We start from the raw sequence: 17,707 nt of genomic DNA on the forward strand, positions 1-17,707 counted from the left end.
CGATTCAAGGTCGCGACACTGTTGCGCGCGCCGGGTTAACAAAGCTTCAGCGGTCGCGTGACCGGCTCTACATCACCAGAAACTCGGCATGCAGCGCGCCGGCGGCCTTGATGCTCTTGAGAATGTCGATCATGTCTCGCGGCGAGACGCCCAAGGCATTGAGGCCTCCGATGACTTCCGAAAGCGTTGTGCCGCCCGGAACTTCGGCCAGACCGATCCCCGGCTCTTCGTCGATCGCAGCGCCGGAACGGGGCAGAACGATCGTTTCGCCTTCGGAAAAAGGATTTGGCTGAACGGCGATCGGCGATTCCTCGATCCGCAAAGTCAGGTTTCCTTGCGACACCGCCACACGCGAAATCCGCACGTCGTCGCCCATCACGATTGTTCCCGATCGCTGATCGACGACAACGCGCGCCCGGCGTTCCGGTTCGACCCCGAGGTTTTCGATTTCCACCACGGCGCGTGCCGGCGAAGCCGCGCCGGTGCGGGACAGATCCACGACAACCGTTCCGGCATCCTGCATGAGCGCGGCAGAGCGCCCCATGGTCCGGTTGATCGCGGTCTCGATCCGCGCGGCTGTGGTGAAGTCGGGTTCGCGCAGCGCAAGGCGCAGCGTCGACATCTGGGTGAAATCGAAATCCACCTCGCGCTCCACCCGGGCGCCGGCCGGGATGACGCCCGCCGTGGGTACGCCCTGCACGACACGCGCCGCGTCGCCTTCGGCTTCGACCCCGCCGGCGATCACCGTGCCCTGGGCGACGGCATAGATCTGACCGTCCGCGGCATTGAGCGGGGTCATGACCAGCGTGCCGCCCAACAGGCTTTTTGCATCGCCAATGGCCGACACCGTCACGTCGATCTGGCTACCGGCGCGTGCAAAGGGCGGCAGCCGACCGGTGACGAAAACCGCCGCCACGTTGCGCGGCCGGAATTGTTCGCCAGTGACGTTGACGCCAAGCCGCTCGAGAATGTTGGTCATGATCTCTTCGGTGAACGGGGCGTTGCGCAAACCGTCGCCTGTGCCGTTCAGACCAACGACAAGCCCATAGCCGACAAGGTCGTTGGCCCGCACGCCTTCGACCTCCACAAGGTCCTTGATGCGCACGGTCTGGGCCAGCGAGACCCCTGGCATCGCGGCAACAAAGCAAATCAGGGCAAGGCAGAGACGGATCATCGCAGGAACTCCGCAAGTGACAGGCGCGAAGACCGCGCGGTGATGGCGTACAGGCTTTCGAGTTGGCTGCGCACCTCCTCGTAGCGGGTGGCCGTCTCATAGGGGTCGGTCGAGATCAGCTCATTCCGCGCGATGCTGGCTGCGGTGCGCTCGGCTGCGTTTCGCGTTGCGGTCTCCTCGATCCGGGCTTCCAGAGAACCGAGCCCTGCACGCAGTTCGACCACTGCCTCCTGCGCAAACAGCACGTCGCGGCCGGCTTTCGACAACAGCGACGATTGAAGTTCGACTGACAGGCCCAGCGTGGGATCGGCGGCCAGGGCCGCCGCCGCAAGTGGTTTCAGAAGCGCGCGAAACGCCGCATCGTCGGCGCGGATATCGATTTGGGCGCTTTCGGTCTCACCGAGCCGCATCGGTCCGGACCCGGCCGTCGAACCGACATAGGTACTGGTCTGAAAGCCGCCTGTGGGACCATCGAACCATGCATCGAGTGCAGTTTCGATATCGGGTAGTGTCGTAAGGCCGGTCAACGCGGTGCGCAGATCGGCCAACATCGTATCGGTGTCCTGAAGCGCCGGACCATCCGTTGCCGCCCCCGAAAACAGGAACCGGCCGGCGACGGAGCGGTTCAGTTCCCCCATCGCCTGTTCCAATGCGTCTGCGGCGTCCCCGGACAGGGTCTGCAACAGCGCGGGCGACGGTGTCAGATCGGCACCCAACAGCGATTGCGCAACCTGTTCGCTGCGCGACTGGATCTGCTCCATCGCGATTTGCATCGCGCCGGAAACCAGCTTGGCTTCGGCGGTATTGATGCGGAAGGTTTCAAGCCGGGCTAGGGACCGGTCCAGTGCCAGCAACGGAGTCGTGTCGCCAGCCAGGCGCGCGGGTTTGTCGGTTGCCTCGCCGGTTGCGACCTCGGTCGCGAGACGGTCCATATCCTGCCGCAGCCGGACCTGGTTGGTGCGCAGGACAAGCGCGCGGGCCATGTCACCGATGGAGTTCATCAAAAAAGCTCCTCAGAAAGCGTTGAGCAGGCGTTGCATCAGGTCGTCGACGACCGACATCACCTGAGCGTTGGCCGCATATTGCTGTTCGATCCGCATCAGGGTCTGCAATTCGGCATCGGTGTCGACGCCGTCGGAAAGCTCGATCTCGCGCAGGGCGGTGTTCTGCGCGGCGTCATATCCGCGCGTCTGTTCGATCCGCAGCCGCGCCCCCGAAACGGTGGCCGACAGGTCTGCCGCGCGATCGGCGAAACCGCGCGACACTGCTGCCAGCGCCGTCGAGCCGGGCGGCAGCGGTTCCGTCAATCTCTGACCGAGCGCGTCGAGAAGTTGCGATTGCCCGGCATCCCCAGGCGTGGCAGCGCCAAGCCCGTCGCGCAGTTTCCAGCTTTGTCCGGTGCCGGGTGCAACCAGCGTGTTCAACGCGATTCGCCCGGCCAATCCGGGTTCGTTTGCCGCGTTGAACGCCGTTCCAGCATCGGTGAACAAGCCCGGATCGGTGGCCGTCATGGTCGGATCGGGGCCGCCGGGACCGAACCGTTCGGCCAGATCCCGCGAGAGGCCGTCCAGTTCCGCCTGCCGCGCGATCCCGTCGATATCGCGCAGATGCAGCTGAGCACCGAGCGCACCACCCCCGAAGGGTCCGTCAGGACCGCTGTTCACCGCCATCCCGTTGATCGTCAGCCCCGATAGACCTGCGCCGAGAATTGTGCTGGCATCGATGGCCGACGCCGGCTGAAAGCCGATCCGCGCCGGCGAGCCGTCGAGCAATTGTGCGCCGCCTGTGGAAAACACGGCAATGGCACCGTGATCCCGGGCGACAACGCGCAACGGTACGATTTCAGACAACGTGTCCAATGCGCGCTGTCGGTCGTCCATCAACGCCGCCGTGTCGTCGCTGCGGCTGGAGGCCGCGACGATCTTGGCGTTCAGCTTGTCGATCCGCGCCAGGGTCTCGTTGAGCGTTCCGACCTGGGCGGCGATCGCCTTGTCGGCATCGGCGCGGGCTTGCTGGACATGGTTGGACAACCGGTTCAGCGTCGCGGCAAGATCGGTCGCCGCCGCGGCCACGGCGTCAAGGCGATGTTGCGATGCGGGGTTCGACGCCGCCAGAGTCAGCGAGTTTTCGAACGCTGTGACACGCCCGGGAAGCGATCCTGCATCGCCCGGTTGGCCGATGGCGGTCTCCATTCCCCGAGCGAAGGCCAGGCGCGTTTCGGAATTGCCAAGGGCCGCGTCCGACAACCAGCGGTCGCCCAGCACCAACGGATTGCTGTGCCGGGTGACGCCAGTGATGCGGACGCCCCCCGTCGTGCCGACGGCAGAAGGCGCCAGACCAAGCGTCCTTCGGCCATACCCCTCGGTGGTGGCGTTGGCGATATTCGATGATACCAACCCCGCGGCGCGGGCGTTCGCGGTCAGCCCGCTGAGGGCGTTGTTGAGGGCTCCGGACAGCGACATGGCGCTTCCTTTCGTTGGGCGTCACCGGGCGGGTTCAGCGCTTGATGTTGGTGGTTTCCTGCAGCATCTCGTCGACCGTCTGGATCACCTTGGCGTTCGACGAATAGGCCCGCTGCGTCTGGATCATCTCCGTCAGTTCGGTCGCCACATCGGTCGCGGACTCCTCGCGCGCATAGGCCACGACGTCGCCGGTCGGACCGTCACCGGCATCCCACAGGAAATAGCTGCCGCTTTCGGGCGATGGCATGTAGACCTGCTTGTCCAGCGCCACCATGCCGTTGGGATTCGGCAGGTCGACAAGCGGAACCTGATAGATGGTCCGGGTAATGCCTGTGTCGAAAAAGGCCCGAACAAAGCCGTTTTCATCGACTTCGACCGACGTCATGTTGCCCACGGGCGAACCATCCTTGGAGATGTTCAGCGGTGCGAAGCTGTCGGAGAGTTGCGTGAGACCGGCATTGGTACCCGGCTGGCCGATGCCGACCTCGATCGGACCGCCGGCCACGTCGATGATGAAGGTGCCGTTGACGGGGTCGTAGGCACCGCCCGAAATCGTCGTGACCGATGCGATGGTACCGCCCGAGGCGCGCGACGAATCGAACGTGACTTCGTATTCGCCGATCACCGCGCCGGCCGAGGCGGTATCCGCGATCGTCATGGTCCAGGTGTTCGACGTCCCGGTTGCCGGAACCGTGGGCGTAAAGCTGATCTGCAGGTTCTCGGACCTGCCGAGATTGTCGAAATATTCGACCGACAGGTTCAGCGGATCGCCAGCCGAACCGGCATAGGTTTCGGTAGCCGGCAGGTTCACGCCCAGCGACATCCGTGTCGTCGGTTCGCCGGAGAATTGGTTGACGTTGATCCGCACCGGTTCGAGGCCATCGGATGCATCGCGCGGATAGACCGGGATCGTGCCATCGGGATTGGCGGGCCAGCCCAGCAGCATCAGCCCGGACTCGGTTCGGAAATAGCCATCGGCATCCGTGCGGAAAGACCCTGTCGTGGTCAGATACATCTGCGGGTCGCCGTTGCCGGCCGTTACCTCGGTCGCGCGGGCGACGGGCAGAAAGCCCCGTCCGCGCACCGCCAGATCGGTCGCGTTGGTGGTGGCCACCAGAGCGCCGCTTTCGTCGATCAGGCGGTTGGTCGTCGTGCGGACCCCGCCCGCGGCATAGGTGCCGCCCGAAGACGAGATCACCATCGAGGAAAAATCGGTTTCGACCCTCTTGTAGCCGTAGGTCGCCGAATTGGCGATGTTGTCCGAGATGGTGGCAAGCCGCGTTGCGTTCGCAGACAATCCTGCGACGCCGGCATTGAGGGAAGAGGAAATCGTCATGACACGCCTTTCTGCTGTCTCCGGAGACCGTTCGGAGGCAACAGTTACGCGCGCCGGCTTAATGGCCCGCTAACAGATAAAATTGGTTCTATCCGTCAGGGGCTCCGCAGGAAGATCACCTCGATCCGGTTGTTGCGCCGATCCATGCGGTTCCTGTCATCGGCTTCGCGATCGCCATGTGCAGTCATGCGCTGCACCCGTTCGTCGGCCAGGCCGCTGTCGACCAGCATCGTCCGAAAGGACGCGGCCCGTTCGGACGTGACCTGCCAGGACGGATCGGTCAGACGAACGACGGGATATGTCGCGACATGCGCTTCGATGGCGACCGGGTTGGTTACGACCTCGGCCGCGGCGGCGATCACCTGGGCCAATCTGCCGGTCAGGCCGGTCGGCGCCCCGTCGTCGTTGAACAACGGCGCTTCATCCGTGTCGAAAAGCTCGACGACCAGCCCTTCGTCGGTCAGACGGGTTTCGATGTGATGACGAATATCGTCGGACACAAGGCTTTCGCCGCCCAATCCGACCAGCAAGTCTTCGATCCGACCAAAAGCCGAGTTGTCCCCTTCGTCAGAGGTGCTGTCGCGCTCCGCTTCGGACGAGGTTTCGATGCCTCTGGCCTGGTGCGAGGCGGTGGGGCGAAAGCTGGTCGCGCCCGTGCCGACCTGGGACAACGTGTTTTCGGCGAAGATCGTGTCGCCGCCAAAGCTGCCTTCGCCACCTCCGGACACCCGCGCCACCGCGACGGTCGGGTTGAAGTAATCCGCAAGCCCCTTGCGTTGCTTTTCCGTCGTCGCGTTCAACAGCCACATCAGCATGAAGAAGGCCATCATCGCCGTCACGAAATCCGCATAGGCGACTTTCCAGGCGCCACCATGGTGGCCGCCGGCAACGACGATCTTCTTCTTCCTGATGATGACCGGCGCGACATTGCTGTCGGCACCCATTCTCACCACCTCAATTCTCACCCGACAAAAGGGCTAGCCGACCGTGCGTTACCAAGCTGCTAAACTCGGCATTTTATCGAACGCGAAGATCGGCCAAACCGTGCCGAGAATCCCACAGACGGACAGCTTGGCGCGCGGCTTTGTGGACAGGATCGGCCAAAGCGTCTAGGCGTTGAGAAAACCAACATCCAAGAGGTGGCGCATGCGAGGGCGGGCAGGCATGAACGACGGTCAGGCACGCAATCTGCCGCGGCGGTTCGTTGGCGCCGTGGCCGTTTTCGCTGTGGTCGCAGCCGCTCCGGGCGGCGCGGAACAGTCCGTCGGCTTCAATCTTTACGGCGGGCCAGGCCTGATCGACATGCCGACGGCCGAGATGCCGGAAGACGCGATGCTGTCCAGCACTGTCTCTCGGTTCGGCGACAACACCCGCACAACGCTGACTTTCCAGATCGCGCCGCGGCTTTCCGGAAGCTTTCGTTATTCCGCGATCGACAACTTCATCACGCCGTCCAGCGTCGACGGAGTTTACTACGATCGAAGCTTCGACCTGCGTTACCAGGTACTGACGGAAGGCCAGTACCTTCCTTCCGTTGTGATCGGTTTGCAGGATTTCATCGGCACAGGGCTTTACGGCGGCGAATACGTCGTCGCGACAAAGACGCTGGCACCGGGGCTGAAGATCACCGGCGGCCTGGGTTGGGGTCGCTTGGGCAGCCACGGATCGATCGGAACGCTTGGCACCCGGCCCGAAGAGCTTTTGGGCGAAGGCGGTCTGCCGACCTATGACCGCTGGTTCCGTGGCGACGTCGCGCCGTTCGGCGGCATCAGCTATGCACCCAGCGACAGGCTGCGGTTCAAGCTCGAGTATTCATCGGACGACTACGTTCAGGAAAGCACCACAGGCGCCTTCGACAAGGGATCGCCGTGGAGCTACGGCGTGGACTATACCTTCCGAAACGGCACGCAACTGTCGCTGTACCACGCATATGGAACCGAGATCGGGGCACAGCTGACCTTCAACCTGAACCCCAGGACCATCGGCATCGGCGGTGGCATCGATCAGGCCCCGCTGCCGATCGATCCAAGGGCGCCCGGCGATTCCGCGGATTTGGGCTGGACGGGCGACAGCGTGCGGATCGCCAGCGCCCGGCAGAGCCTTGCGGAACTCATGGACAAGGACGGGCTCAAGCTCGAGGCGTTGCAGCTGGAATCGAACCGGGCGGTCGTTCGGCTGCGCAACCCGACCTACAACGCCACGTCGCAAGCCGTCGGCCGTACTGCCCGCGCAATGAGCCGCGCTTTGCCGGCCTCCGTCGAACAGTTCGAGATCGTGTCGGTGGTCAATGGCGTCGGTGCGTCTTCGGTGATCGTGAACCGCAGCGATCTGGAACGGCTTGAGCATGACGACGCCGACCAGATGCTTGCCCGCACGACGTTTGCCGATGCCTACGGGCGCACACCCGCGGCAGATTCCGGGCTCTACCCACGTCTGACATGGTCTTTGGCACCCTACCTGGCCGTGTCGGTCTTCGATCCCGACAGCCCGGTCCGGGCCGATTTCGGGTTGCGGGCGAAAGCCGATTGGCGCCTGACGCCGAACCTCGTGGCGTCCGGATCGGTGACCAAACGGCTGACGGGCGATCTCGACTCGCTCCGGCTGGACGAATCCAACCTGCCGCGCGTGCGAACCGACTACGCCCGATACAGCGCCGAAGGCGATCCGGCCATCGAATACCTGACGCTGGCCCATTACGGCAGACCGGGCCGCAACCTCTACAGCCGCGTCACGCTTGGATATCTCGAACCGATGTATGCCGGCGCTTCGGCCGAATTGCTGTGGAAACCGGTGAACAGCCGCCTCGCCCTGGGAGCCGAACTGAACTATGTCCGGCGCCGCGATTTCGACCAGCGCTTCGGGCTTCAAAGCAACGAAACGGTCGACCCGGTAAGCGGACGGGTGCGGGCGATTCCCGAGGTCAACGGACATGTCTCGGCCTACTACGATTTCGGAAACGGCTTTCACGGCCAGCTGGATGTCGGCCGCTACCTTGCGGGCGACTATGGCGCGACGGTGTCGCTGGACCGCGAATTCGCCAATGGGTGGCGCATCGGCGCCTATGCCACGGTGACCGACACCCCGTTCGAGGATTTCGGCGAAGGGTCGTTCGACAAGGGGCTGCGGGTCACCATCCCGCTGGCAGCCCTGCTGGGTCAGTCGACCCGCCAATCGAACACGGTCGCCATCAGCTCGCTGACGCGCGATGGCGGTGCGCGCCTGAACGTGAACGGGCGGCTTTACGACGAAGTGCGCGGTGCCCACCAGCCGGATGCGGCAAAGTCCTGGGGGAGGTTCTGGCGATGAAGAAAACCTGGATCGTTCGCCTGACAGCCGGCATTGCCGGGCTTGCCATGCTTGCCGCCTGCGGCAATTCGCCGTCGGCGGAAACCACGGGCCGCATCATCAAGCAGGTGCCGCAGATCCTGGCCGCTCGCCGGGCCGAACCCCGGCCGCTGACGGCAGAGCAGGTCGGGCGGGCCCTGGCGGCGACCGACGCACCCATCATCATGTTGCAGATCGAAAGCCGCAAATCGCAGACGCTTCTGATCGAGATAGAGCGCAACGGACCGTACCGCACCTTCGCAACGTCCGCCCGGCAATCCGTTGTGATCCGGAACGGGTTGGTCACGGCGACGCGCGGTCTGGGCGGCGACCTGATGTCGTCCGAGGAAGACGCGCTGCTGGAAATGGTTCGCGGTCGCAAACACGGCGTTGTCCGGTACACACAACGCTACCTGACGCCCGAGGATGTCACTGAGGCGATCGACTATGACTGCCTGGTCAAGTCCGAAGGCACCACTTCGGTTCCGACGACGGCCGGACCCCGCACAGCGACCGAGATGCAGGCGATTTGCGAAAGCGACGGGCGCGTCCGCACGATGACCTTTCTTGTCGACGGCAATGGAAACATCCTGTCGGCGCGGCAATGGCTGGGCGAGACGACCGGGTTCGTGGGTGTGCAGGTCGTGCGCGGCTGAAGCCTTCTGCGCTAGTGCAGGCCGACGCGACGCACCACCGTTGCCAGCATCAGTCGCAGATCTGAACACAGCGTGCGCTGCGCGGCATAGATCCTGTCAAGCCGGGCCTTTCGAGGCACACAGCGGCGGCTGTATACCGCGTCAGTTTCCTCGGGAGAACGGCATACCGACAGCAGGCGTTCCTCGGTCCGGTGATAGGCCAGGGTCGCCAGGCCCGTGACGCCGGGACGATCCCTCAGAACCTCGGCATAGAGATCGGGAAACCTCTCGACATAGCGGCGCAATGGCGGGCGGGGTCCGACAAAGCCGATGTCGCCGCGCAGGATGTTCCAAAGCTGCGGCAGCTCATCCAGACGGTAGCGGCGCAGAACTCGCCCGGTGGCGGTGATCCGCGCCGCCTTGTCGCCGCCCGACACGCCGCTGTCTTGTTCGACGGTTGCCATCGTGCGGAACTTCCACAACTGGAACGCCCGTTCCGGGCTTTGCATCCGTTCCGAAAGGTACAGCACCGGTTGGCCGTCACGCAGCAGGATCAACAAGGCGATTCCAAGGATCAGCGGCCAAAGAAGCGCGACCAGAAGCAATGCCAAAACGATATCCATAAGCCGTCGCGCCGTCATGACCAGACCGGGTCCTCGGCAAAGCCTGCAAGGTAGGCCGGGTCTGCCGCCTGGGGCGGCAACGGGCAGAATTCCGACAGACGTGCCGTATCCATCGCAACAAGCGGCGCGGCGCCGTCAGGTGCATCGACAAAGCGGATGCGCCGCCCGGCGGCTTGTGCGATTTCGGCCATTGCCGTGGCCCGCGGGGCCGATGCGTTGAACACACCACTGACCGGTTCACGGATCGCGGCTTCGCAGATTTGGGCCAGGTGCGGCGGCGACACATAGCTGCGTGACGGCCCCGATCCGTCGGAAAACCTGTCCATGGCGATCTCGCCGCCGCTGGCGATACTCCGGAACAGGCTGTCGGCACCCGCCACGTTGCCGACCCTCAGGATAACCTGGCGCGCGGCCGCGTCCCGGTGCAGAACGGCGTGTTCCATCGCCCGTTTCGCGCGTCCGTAGTCGGTCTGCGGGTCCGCCGCGTCCTCGGTCAAGGGATTCGGTCCCGGCCGGTAGACCGCCGCGCTCGACAGGTGCACCACGCACTCCGCGCCCAGGGTTTCGCCCAGGGCCACGGCATGCCGCGCAAGATCGACATTGAGCGACAGGTCTTCGCCGCCGACAGGCGTGACACCCCAAAGAGCGACGATTGCCGTGGGCCCCGCAACCTTGGGCGCCGGTGATCCCGAGACCCAAACCAACCCGCGTTCAGCGCGATCTGTTCGATAAACCGGAACAAGTTCGACCCCTTGCGGCGGGGCCTGGTCCCAGTGGCGCAGTATCAGACGCCCGACCTTGCCCGACGCTCCCAAAACCAGAACCCTGGTAATCTGCGATCCGGGCGCCACGGTTTTTGCCTCATTCGTCTTTTCCGGCCTTGAAGGTCTGTCTATCAGCCGCAATCCTGTCTAGAAAGCGAACAATGGCAGCTTGTCTGGGGGGACTGGTTTTGCACAAACGCATCCGCGGGATCGCTCTTGTTTTCGTCTGCCTCGCTGTGGCTGCCTGCAGCCTGCCTCGAGGTGCCGCCGTGCAATCGGAAGTGCTGAAGGAAGCCGACAGCAAGCAACCGACCTTTCAGGTGGTTCAGGTCACCCGGGAAAACACACCCGTTCTGGCAAATTGGCCGGCTACCGGCTGGCATGGTCATTTCCACTGGCCCAAAGCCGGATCGATATCCGACGGCACCGTCATCCGCACCGGCGACAAGGTCACCGTGACGATTTGGGACAGCCAGGAAAACTCGCTGCTGACGAGCCCGGGCGAAAAGTTCACCCGGTTGGCGGACATGGAAGTCAGCGCCGACGGCACGATCTTTCTGCCATATGTCAACGAAGTGAACGTTCGCGGGCTGACACCGGCCAGCGCGCGGTCGCGTATCCAAGCCAATCTCGAGCCCATCGTGCCATCCGCGCAGGTGCAACTGAGCGTGGTGTCGGGTGAAGGCAGCGCCGTGGATGCCGCAGGCGGGCTGGCGCAACCGGGGTCGTATCCGATGCCGTCCCGGAACTACAAGATTCTCGCCCTCATCTCGGATGCCGGCGGCATACCACCAACCCTGCGCAATCCCCGCGTGCGCTTGCTGCGCGGGACCACGACTTATCAGATCTCGGCCGACCAGCTGTTCGAATCCGGCTCGCGGAACATTCTGCTGCAGCCGCGCGACACGGTGGTCGTCGAAGAGGACGACCGGTCGTTCGTGGCCCTGGGTGCGACCGGGAACGAAGACCTGATCTATTTCCCGAAGGACGAGTTGAACGCCCTGCAGGCATTGTCGCTCATGGGTGGCTTGTCGGACTTGCGCGCCGATCCCAAGGGGGTCCTGGTTTTGCGGGAATACCGAAGCAAGGACCTCCGCGCAGACGCGTTCGGACCGAACATGCAGCAAGTCGTGTTCAGCTTTGACCTGACCAGTGCAGACGGCCTGTTCGCTGCACGAAACTTCATGATCAATCCCGATGACATCGTGCTGGCGACCGAATCCCCGGTCACGTCCGCACAGACGATCTTCGGCCTGATCGGCAGCGTACTCGGGCTTTCCGGCCAGGTGGCGGCGACCGCCGGGTAATAAAAGAAAACGGGCGCGCCGGAATGGCACGCCCGTCGATGCATTGGTCCGTCGTGATCAGTTCGTCGGGGCGGGCCCGACCGACACCAGGTAGGCATAGACGTCTTCTGCGCCCTTGCGCAGCTTGAACGACATCTTGGACTTGGCGCCGCTGTCGTCGAGATAGGTCTGCAGAAATCCGCGCGGATCCTGCACATATGCCACGAAGTTGGCTTCGTCCCAGACAAGGCCCGCTTCGCCCGCCGCGACCAGCGAGTCGCCATAGTTGAAGCCTTCGACGACGCCGGCCTGTTGACCCATAACGCCCCAAAGGTTCGGACCGGTCTTCCCGCCCTTGACGATTTCGGTGCCGTCATCGGCCACGATCATGTGGCACGACTTGCACTTGTTGAATTCCTTCTCACCGGCCGCCGCGTCGCCGCTTCCGGCATGGGACTCGGCAAATGCCGACGTGGCCAGAGTGGCGGCGGCAAGCGCCGTGACGATCTTGAGCTTCATAACGCGTTCTCCGTTAGACTCGTTTCCGCCGACAACCTAGCGCAGTGCCCAAAGTGTCAACAACAACAATCCTGTGAAACGATGCGCGACAAATGGTTCAGGCAACCGCATGCGCGATCGCACAACGCTTCCACAGCGTGGTCAGCGCCATGACCAGATGCTCGATATCGGCATCAGAATGCAACGGCCCCGGGGTGAACCGTAGCCGTTCGGTACCCTTGGGCACGGTCGGGTAATTGATCGGCTGCACGTAGATCCCGAAGTCCTGCATCAGGATATCGGCCAATTGCCGGCACTTGACCGGGTCCTTCACCATCACGGGAATGATATGGGACGGGTTGTCCAGATGCGGGATGCCGATCTGGCTCAGCCGGTCGCGCAGCTTGTCAACTTGCGCGCGCTGGCGCTTGCGCTCGACATCGCTGGATTTCAGATGCGCGATCGAGGTGCGCGCCGCGGCGGCCACGGCAGGCGGCAGTGCGGTGGTAAAGATGAACCCGCTGGCAAAGGAGCGGATGAAGTCGCACAGAGCCTCGGATCCGGTGATATAGCCACCCATCACGCCATAGGCCTTGCCCAGCGTGCCTTCGATCAGCGTGATCCGGTCCGCCAGCCCGCGTTCCTCGGACACGCCGCCGCCGCGCGGGCCGTACATGCCGACCGCGTGGACTTCGTCCAGGTAGGTCATCGCGCCGTGTTTCTCGGCCACCTCGACGATTTCTTCCATCGGGCAGATATCGCCATCCATCGAATAGACGCTCTCGAACGCCACGATCTTGGTGGCGTTCGATGGCAGTGCCGCCAGCTTGCGGTCCAGATCCTCCGGGTCGTTGTGCTTCCAGATCACCTTGTTGCAGCGGGCGTGGCGGATGCCTTCGATCATGCTGGCATGGTTCAACGCATCCGACAGGATCACCGCATCCGGCAGCCGTGCGCCCAGTGTCGACAGCGCGGCCCAGTTCGACACGTAGCCGCTGGTGAACAGCAGCGCCGCCTCCTTGCCGTGCAGATCGGCCAGCTCGGCCTCCAGCAGCTTGTGCTGGTGGTTGGTGCCCGAAATGTTGCGCGTGCCCCCTGCCCCGCACCCGCAAGCTGCGACGGCCTCCTGCATGGCGGCGATCACCTCGGGGTGCTGACCCATGCCGAGGTAGTCGTTCGAACACCACACCGTCACTTCGTCCGGGCAATCCTCATCATGGCTGCGCGCCTTGGGAAAGGCCCCTGCCTTGCGCTCGAGCTCGGCGAATATCCGGTAATTGCCTTCTTCTTTCAAAGTATCCAGCTGGGCGTTGAACAGGCTGTCAAAGTCCATGGGCGTCCTCCGTCGTCGTCTTGTCCAGTTTGGTTTTGGGCGCGGGCAGCATCCAGCGCCAGAGTTTCTCGTCAGGCAGCGGCAGCACCATGAACCAGTGCTCCAGCAGCGCCAGCGCCGTCAGCGCGGTCAGCAAGGCGAAACCCACGATTTCCGCCGGATCGGTGACGAAAACCAGCCGTTCGAGCCAGCAGGCGACAGCAAAGCTGAGGCCCGTGATCGACAAGGGGAACAGCCCGTTCATCGGCGCGATGCGGAAATGGCTTGGCAGATGCGCCAGTGCCCGGGGCAGGAATTCCGTATTGATCTTGGGTACACCCAGGAACAGGTTCAGCTTCGCCGACACCCGGGCGAAAAACAGCACGGCGAAGGCCCAGAAGCCAAAGGGATTGGCGGCGTCCGCGAACAGCAGGCCCAGTCCGATCAGGGCCGCCACAAGCGCCACCTCGTGATAGGCGATGGTTCCCCAGGCCCGGATGAACCGTTCCCATTCCGGCACATCGACGCGGCAGACATGGCGGTTCGGCCCGGCGACCGCACCGGTCAGAAAGGCCAGTTCGATCCAACCCCAGACCGCCAGGGCCGAAACAAAGCCGTGATAGACCGCGCCCACTCCGGCAATGCCAGACGACACCCACATCCCCCAGAGCCCGAGCGCGAGCGCCGGCAGGCCCGCCAGCGTCACCCAAAGCCCCGTGCGTCCGCCGCGGCGGTCGGCAAGCTTGACCACGACCAGGATCGCCCCGGTGGAAAACCACCAGAGGAAAAGCGCGACGAACGCGGCGATCCAGGGGTCATTCATCAAGACGGGTCCGTCCTTCTCTGGTTCAAAAATATCCCGGGGGGTGTGGGGGGCTGGCCCCCCACTCCGGTGTCAGTAGACCGGCTCGAGCCGTGTCGAATCAGGCACAAGATGCCGGTTTGCGGGGATCGTGTAGAGCGACACGAAGGCCAGCGCGGCCCGTATCGATCCACCCATCTGCTTGAGCTTGCCAGACAGACCGCCGGCCGCCTTCCCCTCGGCAATCGCCACATTGGCGCGATGCAGCCGTTCCAGGCTGCGCTGCCAGCGCGGATGGTCGATATCCAGCGTGATCGGGAAAATTTGTTCCGACAGCTTCGACGTCTTGGTGAAGACCTCGTGCGCATACCAATCCGGATCCACCCCCAAAGCGGCATGAAAGGCCGGGCGCTGGTGATCGCGGACATACATCGTGGCATAGACCGCGGTCAGGAAGAACTTGATCCACCAGACATTGCCGCCGCTGGTCAGCTTGGGGTCGGTCTTCATCAGCAGGGCGAAGGCCTCGCCATGGCTGAACTCGTCGTTGCACCATTCCTCGAACCACTTGAAGATCGGGTGGAAGCGATGCTCGGGGTTGGCCTCGAGATGACGGAAGATCGTGATGTAGCGCGCATAGCCGATCTTCTCGCTCAGATAGGTGGCGTAGTAGATGAACTTCGGGCGGAAATAGGTGTATTTCTTCGACTGCGTCAGGAAACCCAGGTTCACCCGCAGCCCCGCCTCGCGCAGCGCGTCGTTGATGAACCCGGCATGCCGCGCCTCGTCCCGCGCCATCAGCTGGAACAGCTGGGTGATGTCCTTGTTGGCACCGCGCCGCTTCATTTCCTTGTACAGCACGCAGCCCGAGAACTCGGCGGTGCAGCTGGAGATCAGGAAGTCGATGAACTCCTTCTTCAGCTGCGGCTCCATCCCGTCCCAATCGACATGGTCCCAGTCCTCGTTCTTCTTGAAATGGCCCTTGTTGGGGTCGCTCACCATCTGCGCGATCAGCTTGTCCCAGTCGTCGCGCACGGAACTCACGTCGATGGCGTCCAGCTCGTCGAAATCGGTGGTGTAGAACCGCGGTGTCAGAAGGGTGTTCTGCATCGCGGTCTCGGTGGCGAAATCGTCGTCGAATTTCGCCTGTTTTTCCTGGATGGCAAGGCCTTCCTCGACGGTGGTCGCGTCGGCGGTGTGCTTGCCTGTGTAGCCTTGCGGGTTCTGGGCGTTCATAGCTTCACCTCCTCCGAAAAGGAAAACTCGCACAGCTCCATGACCTCGAAATCACCGGTCATGCGGGTCCAGAGCCGTTCCAGCCGGCTGGCGCGCACGATGACCGCCTCGCGGTCTTCGGTGACGATCTCGCCGAACGGCGCCATGATCTCGGGGCCCTGCACCCGCACCTCGTCGCCCGGATAGACGACTGAGCCGTCGTTGAACCGCACATGCGCGTGCAGGCTTTCGAATTTGTGGCTGATCTCGACGGTGCAGGGCACCTTTTCGATCTCGCGTGTCAGAAGTCCCATTTCCGGTTCCCTTTCGGTTGCGCGCGGGTGTCCCCGCGCTAGTCCAGCAGCAGCTTGGCGAAGGCTGCTGCGTTGTCGTGGCCGAACCCCATCAGGTCGGCGCTCCATCCGGTGCTCGGATCGGCGATGGCCATGCGGCCGTTGTCGTAGGCCGTCACGCGCACCGGCCCGTCCAGCGCCACCCGCGCCTTGGTGCGTTCGCGCTGCAACACGCGCCACACACCCGAAACGAAGCCGCCCTCGTCCGGGGCAAGATCGGCGATCAGCGAACCGTTGGCGTCCAGAACGCGGGCCGATCCGGCCATGTCGCCCTGCAGGAATACGATGCGCTCCCTGTCGACTGCGGCCTGTGGCGCGGTGTATTTCACCGGCTGCCCGGTCCAGACATGGGCACTGACCAGGATCAGGCACAGCAGCACCAACGCGACCATGGCGCGGACCATGACGCGCGGGACCAGTTCCTTGTCGTCGCTGCGAAATCGGGGATGGGTGCGGTCCATGTTCGCCTCCTATTCCGCCGCGACGGCCGCGCGGGACGGCCGGCGTTCCACTTGCGGTGTCGCGACGTGTGTGTCGGCCGCCTCGGCGATCAGTCGTGCCACGCGTTCGGCATCGGGGATGCAGCGCAACGCGGGTTGCGTGCGTCGCATGACCCAGGGCCGGACATGCGGCCAGCAGACCAGATAGCTCAACCGCGTGTCGCCCATGGTTTCCAACGCGATGGTGCCGGTGCCGTTGCCGCGCATCGACAGGGTCGCGTTGGCGACCTGCCGGTAGGGGATGTTCAGCGTCACGGTCAGCGCCGCACCGATACGCATCGCCACCCGCTTGTTGGTCACGGTGTAGAGCGTGCAGACAGATTGCACCCATCCCACCAGCATCAACGCCGCCACCACGACCGCGCCCAGGATCAGGAATGGCACCGACGCGCCGATGGCCTGACCCAGCGGCAACAGGTCATAGACCGCGCCGAACCGCCACAGCGCCAGCAGGACGAAATAACCGATCACCCAGGGCAGGCTCATCGCCTCCCAGCTCAGCTGAACCCAGTTCGGTCGGCCCTGCCAGAGGATATGTTCGCCCTCGGGCGGTTTCTCCGGCAGGCCCGGAACGGGCTCGGTTGCGAAATCGTCATGGCTCATGGCGGCACCCCCTTTTGCGCGCGGTTACAGCTGCGACTCGAGACGGCGCTCTTCGGCATAGAGCTTGCCGCCGCCGTAGTAGGCGCAGATCTTCTCTTCCTCGAGCTTGGTCACCTGCCGCGACGCCTTGACTGTCGGCACCCCGGCGAAATGCTTGCCGAACAGCGAATGGATCGCGACCTGGTTGGACTTGATCCGCGCCAGCGTCATCGGCACCAGGCGGCTGCCCTGGCCATATTCGGCGTCCAGCTCGATCTCGAGATAACGGACGAGCTGTTCCGGCTCATCGATCCACATGTCGCTGATCTTGCCCACGATCGCACCATCGGCGGCCACCACCGGCAGACCGCGCGGATCGCGGCCCGCGGCCACGTGGAAATGCTCGGTGGCAGACATCGGGACGATCTTGGGATGCCCCTTGCCGTCCAGCTCCGGCTCGTCGCGCCGCGGCGCCCACGACGCCGGGCCGACACCATCGGCGAACGGGTCACCTGCAGGTTCATAGGGAAAACCGCCCGACTGTCCGGTCGGCACCAGCTTGGCGTCGATATCGCCGCGTTCGGGCGTCTGGCCCGACGGCACGGTATAGCTGCCGCGTCCATGCGGCAGCAAAAAGGTCTTGTCCTCCGGTAGCGGGAACACCCCCCCGGCATCGGCGGGCGAGCCGTCCTCGTCGACCAGCGGATAACCCTCGCGCTGGTTCTCGCGCTGGATCCAGACCACCAGGCCCACGAAGAAAAAGAAAAACAGCCACAGCGCGATGCTGGCGACGTCGAGATTGCCCAGGATATAGTCTTCGGTCATGTCGTCCTCCTTGATG

18 protein-coding genes are annotated in these 17,707 nt (G+C 63.9%); 3 read left to right on the forward strand and 15 right to left on the reverse strand.

Annotation, left to right across the window (positions count from 1 at the left end):
• Window positions 1-67 precede the first annotated feature (67 nt).
• The 5 genes from KUH32_RS06155 to KUH32_RS06175 form a co-directional block, all read right to left on the reverse strand.
• Complete coding sequence (locus KUH32_RS06155) at window positions 68-1,174, reverse strand: flagellar basal body P-ring protein FlgI (RefSeq protein WP_217777165.1); 1,107 nt, start codon at window positions 1,172-1,174, stop codon at window positions 68-70.
• Window positions 1,171-2,175 carry a flagellin gene (locus tag KUH32_RS06160; RefSeq protein WP_217777166.1) on the reverse strand — a complete coding sequence of 335 codons (1,005 nt, stop codon included), beginning with the start codon at window positions 2,173-2,175 and terminating at the stop codon, window positions 1,171-1,173. Before KUH32_RS06160 ends, KUH32_RS06155 begins: the two co-directional genes overlap by 4 nt.
• Before the next feature lie 12 nt (window positions 2,176-2,187).
• Window positions 2,188-3,636 carry a FlgK family flagellar hook-associated protein gene (locus tag KUH32_RS06165; RefSeq protein WP_217777167.1) on the reverse strand — a complete coding sequence of 483 codons (1,449 nt, stop codon included), beginning with the start codon at window positions 3,634-3,636 and terminating at the stop codon, window positions 2,188-2,190.
• A 34-nt stretch (window positions 3,637-3,670) separates the two neighbouring features.
• On the reverse strand, window positions 3,671-4,972 hold the full coding sequence (locus tag KUH32_RS06170; RefSeq protein ID WP_217777168.1) for a flagellar hook protein FlgE: 1,302 nt from the start codon (window positions 4,970-4,972) through the stop codon (window positions 3,671-3,673).
• A 95-nt stretch (window positions 4,973-5,067) separates the two neighbouring features.
• On the reverse strand, window positions 5,068-5,916 hold the full coding sequence (locus KUH32_RS06175; protein ID WP_217777169.1) for a flagellar motor protein MotB: 849 nt from the start codon (window positions 5,914-5,916) through the stop codon (window positions 5,068-5,070).
• Window positions 5,917-6,118: 202 nt separating this feature from the next.
• Here KUH32_RS06175 and KUH32_RS06180 point away from each other — a divergent pair, with 202 nt between their 5' ends.
• Together KUH32_RS06180 and KUH32_RS06185 are read left to right on the forward strand one after the other, a co-directional pair.
• The gene (locus KUH32_RS06180; RefSeq protein WP_431358175.1) at window positions 6,119-8,278 is read left to right on the forward strand and encodes a YjbH domain-containing protein; all 2,160 of its coding nucleotides are present in this window, start codon (window positions 6,119-6,121) and stop codon (window positions 8,276-8,278) included.
• Window positions 8,275-8,952: a YjbF family lipoprotein gene (locus tag KUH32_RS06185; protein ID WP_217777170.1), complete on the forward strand. Its 678-nt coding sequence runs from the start codon at window positions 8,275-8,277 to the stop codon at window positions 8,950-8,952. The genes KUH32_RS06180 and KUH32_RS06185 overlap by 4 nt, the downstream gene beginning before the upstream one ends.
• Window positions 8,953-8,963: 11 nt before the next feature.
• Here KUH32_RS06185 and KUH32_RS06190 read toward each other — a convergent pair whose 3' ends face one another.
• Together KUH32_RS06190 and KUH32_RS06195 are read right to left on the reverse strand one after the other, a co-directional pair.
• On the reverse strand, window positions 8,964-9,572 hold the full coding sequence (locus KUH32_RS06190; protein WP_217777171.1) for a sugar transferase: 609 nt from the start codon (window positions 9,570-9,572) through the stop codon (window positions 8,964-8,966).
• A complete protein-coding gene (locus KUH32_RS06195) occupies window positions 9,569-10,405 on the reverse strand; it encodes an NAD-dependent epimerase/dehydratase family protein (RefSeq protein ID WP_217777172.1) in 837 nt (278 codons plus the stop codon). Before KUH32_RS06195 ends, KUH32_RS06190 begins: the two co-directional genes overlap by 4 nt.
• A 182-nt stretch (window positions 10,406-10,587) precedes the next feature.
• Here KUH32_RS06195 and KUH32_RS06200 point away from each other — a divergent pair, with 182 nt between their 5' ends.
• Entirely contained in the window at window positions 10,588-11,625 is a 1,038-nt protein-coding gene (locus KUH32_RS06200; protein ID WP_348541089.1) for a polysaccharide biosynthesis/export family protein, read from the forward strand.
• Window positions 11,626-11,682: 57 nt separating this feature from the next.
• Here the strand turns inward: KUH32_RS06200 and KUH32_RS06205 are convergent, their stop codons facing one another.
• From KUH32_RS06205 to puhA, 8 genes are all read right to left on the reverse strand, one after another.
• A complete protein-coding gene (locus tag KUH32_RS06205) occupies window positions 11,683-12,123 on the reverse strand; it encodes a c-type cytochrome (RefSeq protein WP_217777174.1) in 441 nt (146 codons plus the stop codon).
• A gap of 97 nt (window positions 12,124-12,220) precedes the next feature.
• The gene (hemA, locus tag KUH32_RS06210; protein ID WP_217777175.1) at window positions 12,221-13,435 is read right to left on the reverse strand and encodes a 5-aminolevulinate synthase; all 1,215 of its coding nucleotides are present in this window, start codon (window positions 13,433-13,435) and stop codon (window positions 12,221-12,223) included.
• Window positions 13,425-14,237, reverse strand: coding sequence for a putative photosynthetic complex assembly protein PuhE (gene puhE / locus KUH32_RS06215; protein WP_217777176.1), 813 nt, complete (start codon window positions 14,235-14,237; stop codon window positions 13,425-13,427). Before puhE ends, hemA begins: the two co-directional genes overlap by 11 nt.
• A 72-nt stretch (window positions 14,238-14,309) precedes the next feature.
• Window positions 14,310-15,452, reverse strand: coding sequence for a magnesium-protoporphyrin IX monomethyl ester (oxidative) cyclase (gene acsF / locus KUH32_RS06220; protein WP_217777177.1), 1,143 nt, complete (start codon window positions 15,450-15,452; stop codon window positions 14,310-14,312).
• Complete coding sequence (locus KUH32_RS06225; RefSeq protein WP_217777178.1) at window positions 15,449-15,745, reverse strand: hypothetical protein; 297 nt, start codon at window positions 15,743-15,745, stop codon at window positions 15,449-15,451. Before KUH32_RS06225 ends, acsF begins: the two co-directional genes overlap by 4 nt.
• Window positions 15,746-15,783: 38 nt before the next feature.
• Window positions 15,784-16,245 (reverse strand): photosynthetic complex assembly protein PuhC, encoded by a 462-nt coding sequence (gene puhC, locus KUH32_RS06230; RefSeq protein ID WP_217777179.1) that lies wholly within the window; start codon window positions 16,243-16,245, stop codon window positions 15,784-15,786.
• Window positions 16,246-16,254: 9 nt separating this feature from the next.
• A complete protein-coding gene (puhB, locus tag KUH32_RS06235; protein WP_217777180.1) occupies window positions 16,255-16,887 on the reverse strand; it encodes a photosynthetic complex putative assembly protein PuhB in 633 nt (210 codons plus the stop codon).
• 24 nt (window positions 16,888-16,911) lie between these two features.
• Window positions 16,912-17,691, reverse strand: a complete 780-nt coding sequence (gene puhA / locus KUH32_RS06240; RefSeq protein WP_217777181.1) for a photosynthetic reaction center subunit H — start codon at window positions 17,689-17,691, stop codon at window positions 16,912-16,914.
• Window positions 17,692-17,707 lie beyond the last annotated feature (16 nt).

This window comes from Thalassococcus arenae, assembly GCF_019104745.1.
GTDB classification, from domain to species: Bacteria; Pseudomonadota; Alphaproteobacteria; order Rhodobacterales; family Rhodobacteraceae; genus Thalassococcus_B; species Thalassococcus_B arenae.

Excerpts from the sequence above, each read along its gene's own strand:
- acsF (WP_217777177.1), bottom strand. The coding sequence starts at position 15,452 with ATGAACGCCCAGAACCCGCAAGGCTACACAGGCAAGCACACCGCCGAC.
- hemA (WP_217777175.1), bottom strand. The coding sequence starts at position 13,435 with ATGGACTTTGACAGCCTGTTCAACGCCCAGCTGGATACTTTGAAAGAA.
- puhB (WP_217777180.1), bottom strand. The coding sequence starts at position 16,887 with ATGAGCCATGACGATTTCGCAACCGAGCCCGTTCCGGGCCTGCCGGAG.
- KUH32_RS06205 (WP_217777174.1), bottom strand. The coding sequence starts at position 12,123 with ATGAAGCTCAAGATCGTCACGGCGCTTGCCGCCGCCACTCTGGCCACG.
- KUH32_RS06225 (WP_217777178.1), bottom strand. The coding sequence starts at position 15,745 with ATGGGACTTCTGACACGCGAGATCGAAAAGGTGCCCTGCACCGTCGAG.
- puhC (WP_217777179.1), bottom strand. The coding sequence starts at position 16,245 with ATGGACCGCACCCATCCCCGATTTCGCAGCGACGACAAGGAACTGGTC.
- KUH32_RS06185 (WP_217777170.1), top strand. The coding sequence starts at position 8,275 with ATGAAGAAAACCTGGATCGTTCGCCTGACAGCCGGCATTGCCGGGCTT.
- puhE (WP_217777176.1), bottom strand. The coding sequence starts at position 14,237 with ATGAATGACCCCTGGATCGCCGCGTTCGTCGCGCTTTTCCTCTGGTGG.
- puhA (WP_217777181.1), bottom strand. The coding sequence starts at position 17,691 with ATGACCGAAGACTATATCCTGGGCAATCTCGACGTCGCCAGCATCGCG.
- KUH32_RS06170 (WP_217777168.1), bottom strand. The coding sequence starts at position 4,972 with ATGACGATTTCCTCTTCCCTCAATGCCGGCGTCGCAGGATTGTCTGCG.
- KUH32_RS06190 (WP_217777171.1), bottom strand. The coding sequence starts at position 9,572 with ATGACGGCGCGACGGCTTATGGATATCGTTTTGGCATTGCTTCTGGTC.
- KUH32_RS06175 (WP_217777169.1), bottom strand. The coding sequence starts at position 5,916 with ATGGGTGCCGACAGCAATGTCGCGCCGGTCATCATCAGGAAGAAGAAG.
- KUH32_RS06160 (WP_217777166.1), bottom strand. The coding sequence starts at position 2,175 with ATGAACTCCATCGGTGACATGGCCCGCGCGCTTGTCCTGCGCACCAAC.
- KUH32_RS06165 (WP_217777167.1), bottom strand. The coding sequence starts at position 3,636 with ATGTCGCTGTCCGGAGCCCTCAACAACGCCCTCAGCGGGCTGACCGCG.
- KUH32_RS06180 (WP_431358175.1), top strand. The coding sequence starts at position 6,119 with ATGCGAGGGCGGGCAGGCATGAACGACGGTCAGGCACGCAATCTGCCG.
- KUH32_RS06155 (WP_217777165.1), bottom strand. The coding sequence starts at position 1,174 with ATGATCCGTCTCTGCCTTGCCCTGATTTGCTTTGTTGCCGCGATGCCA.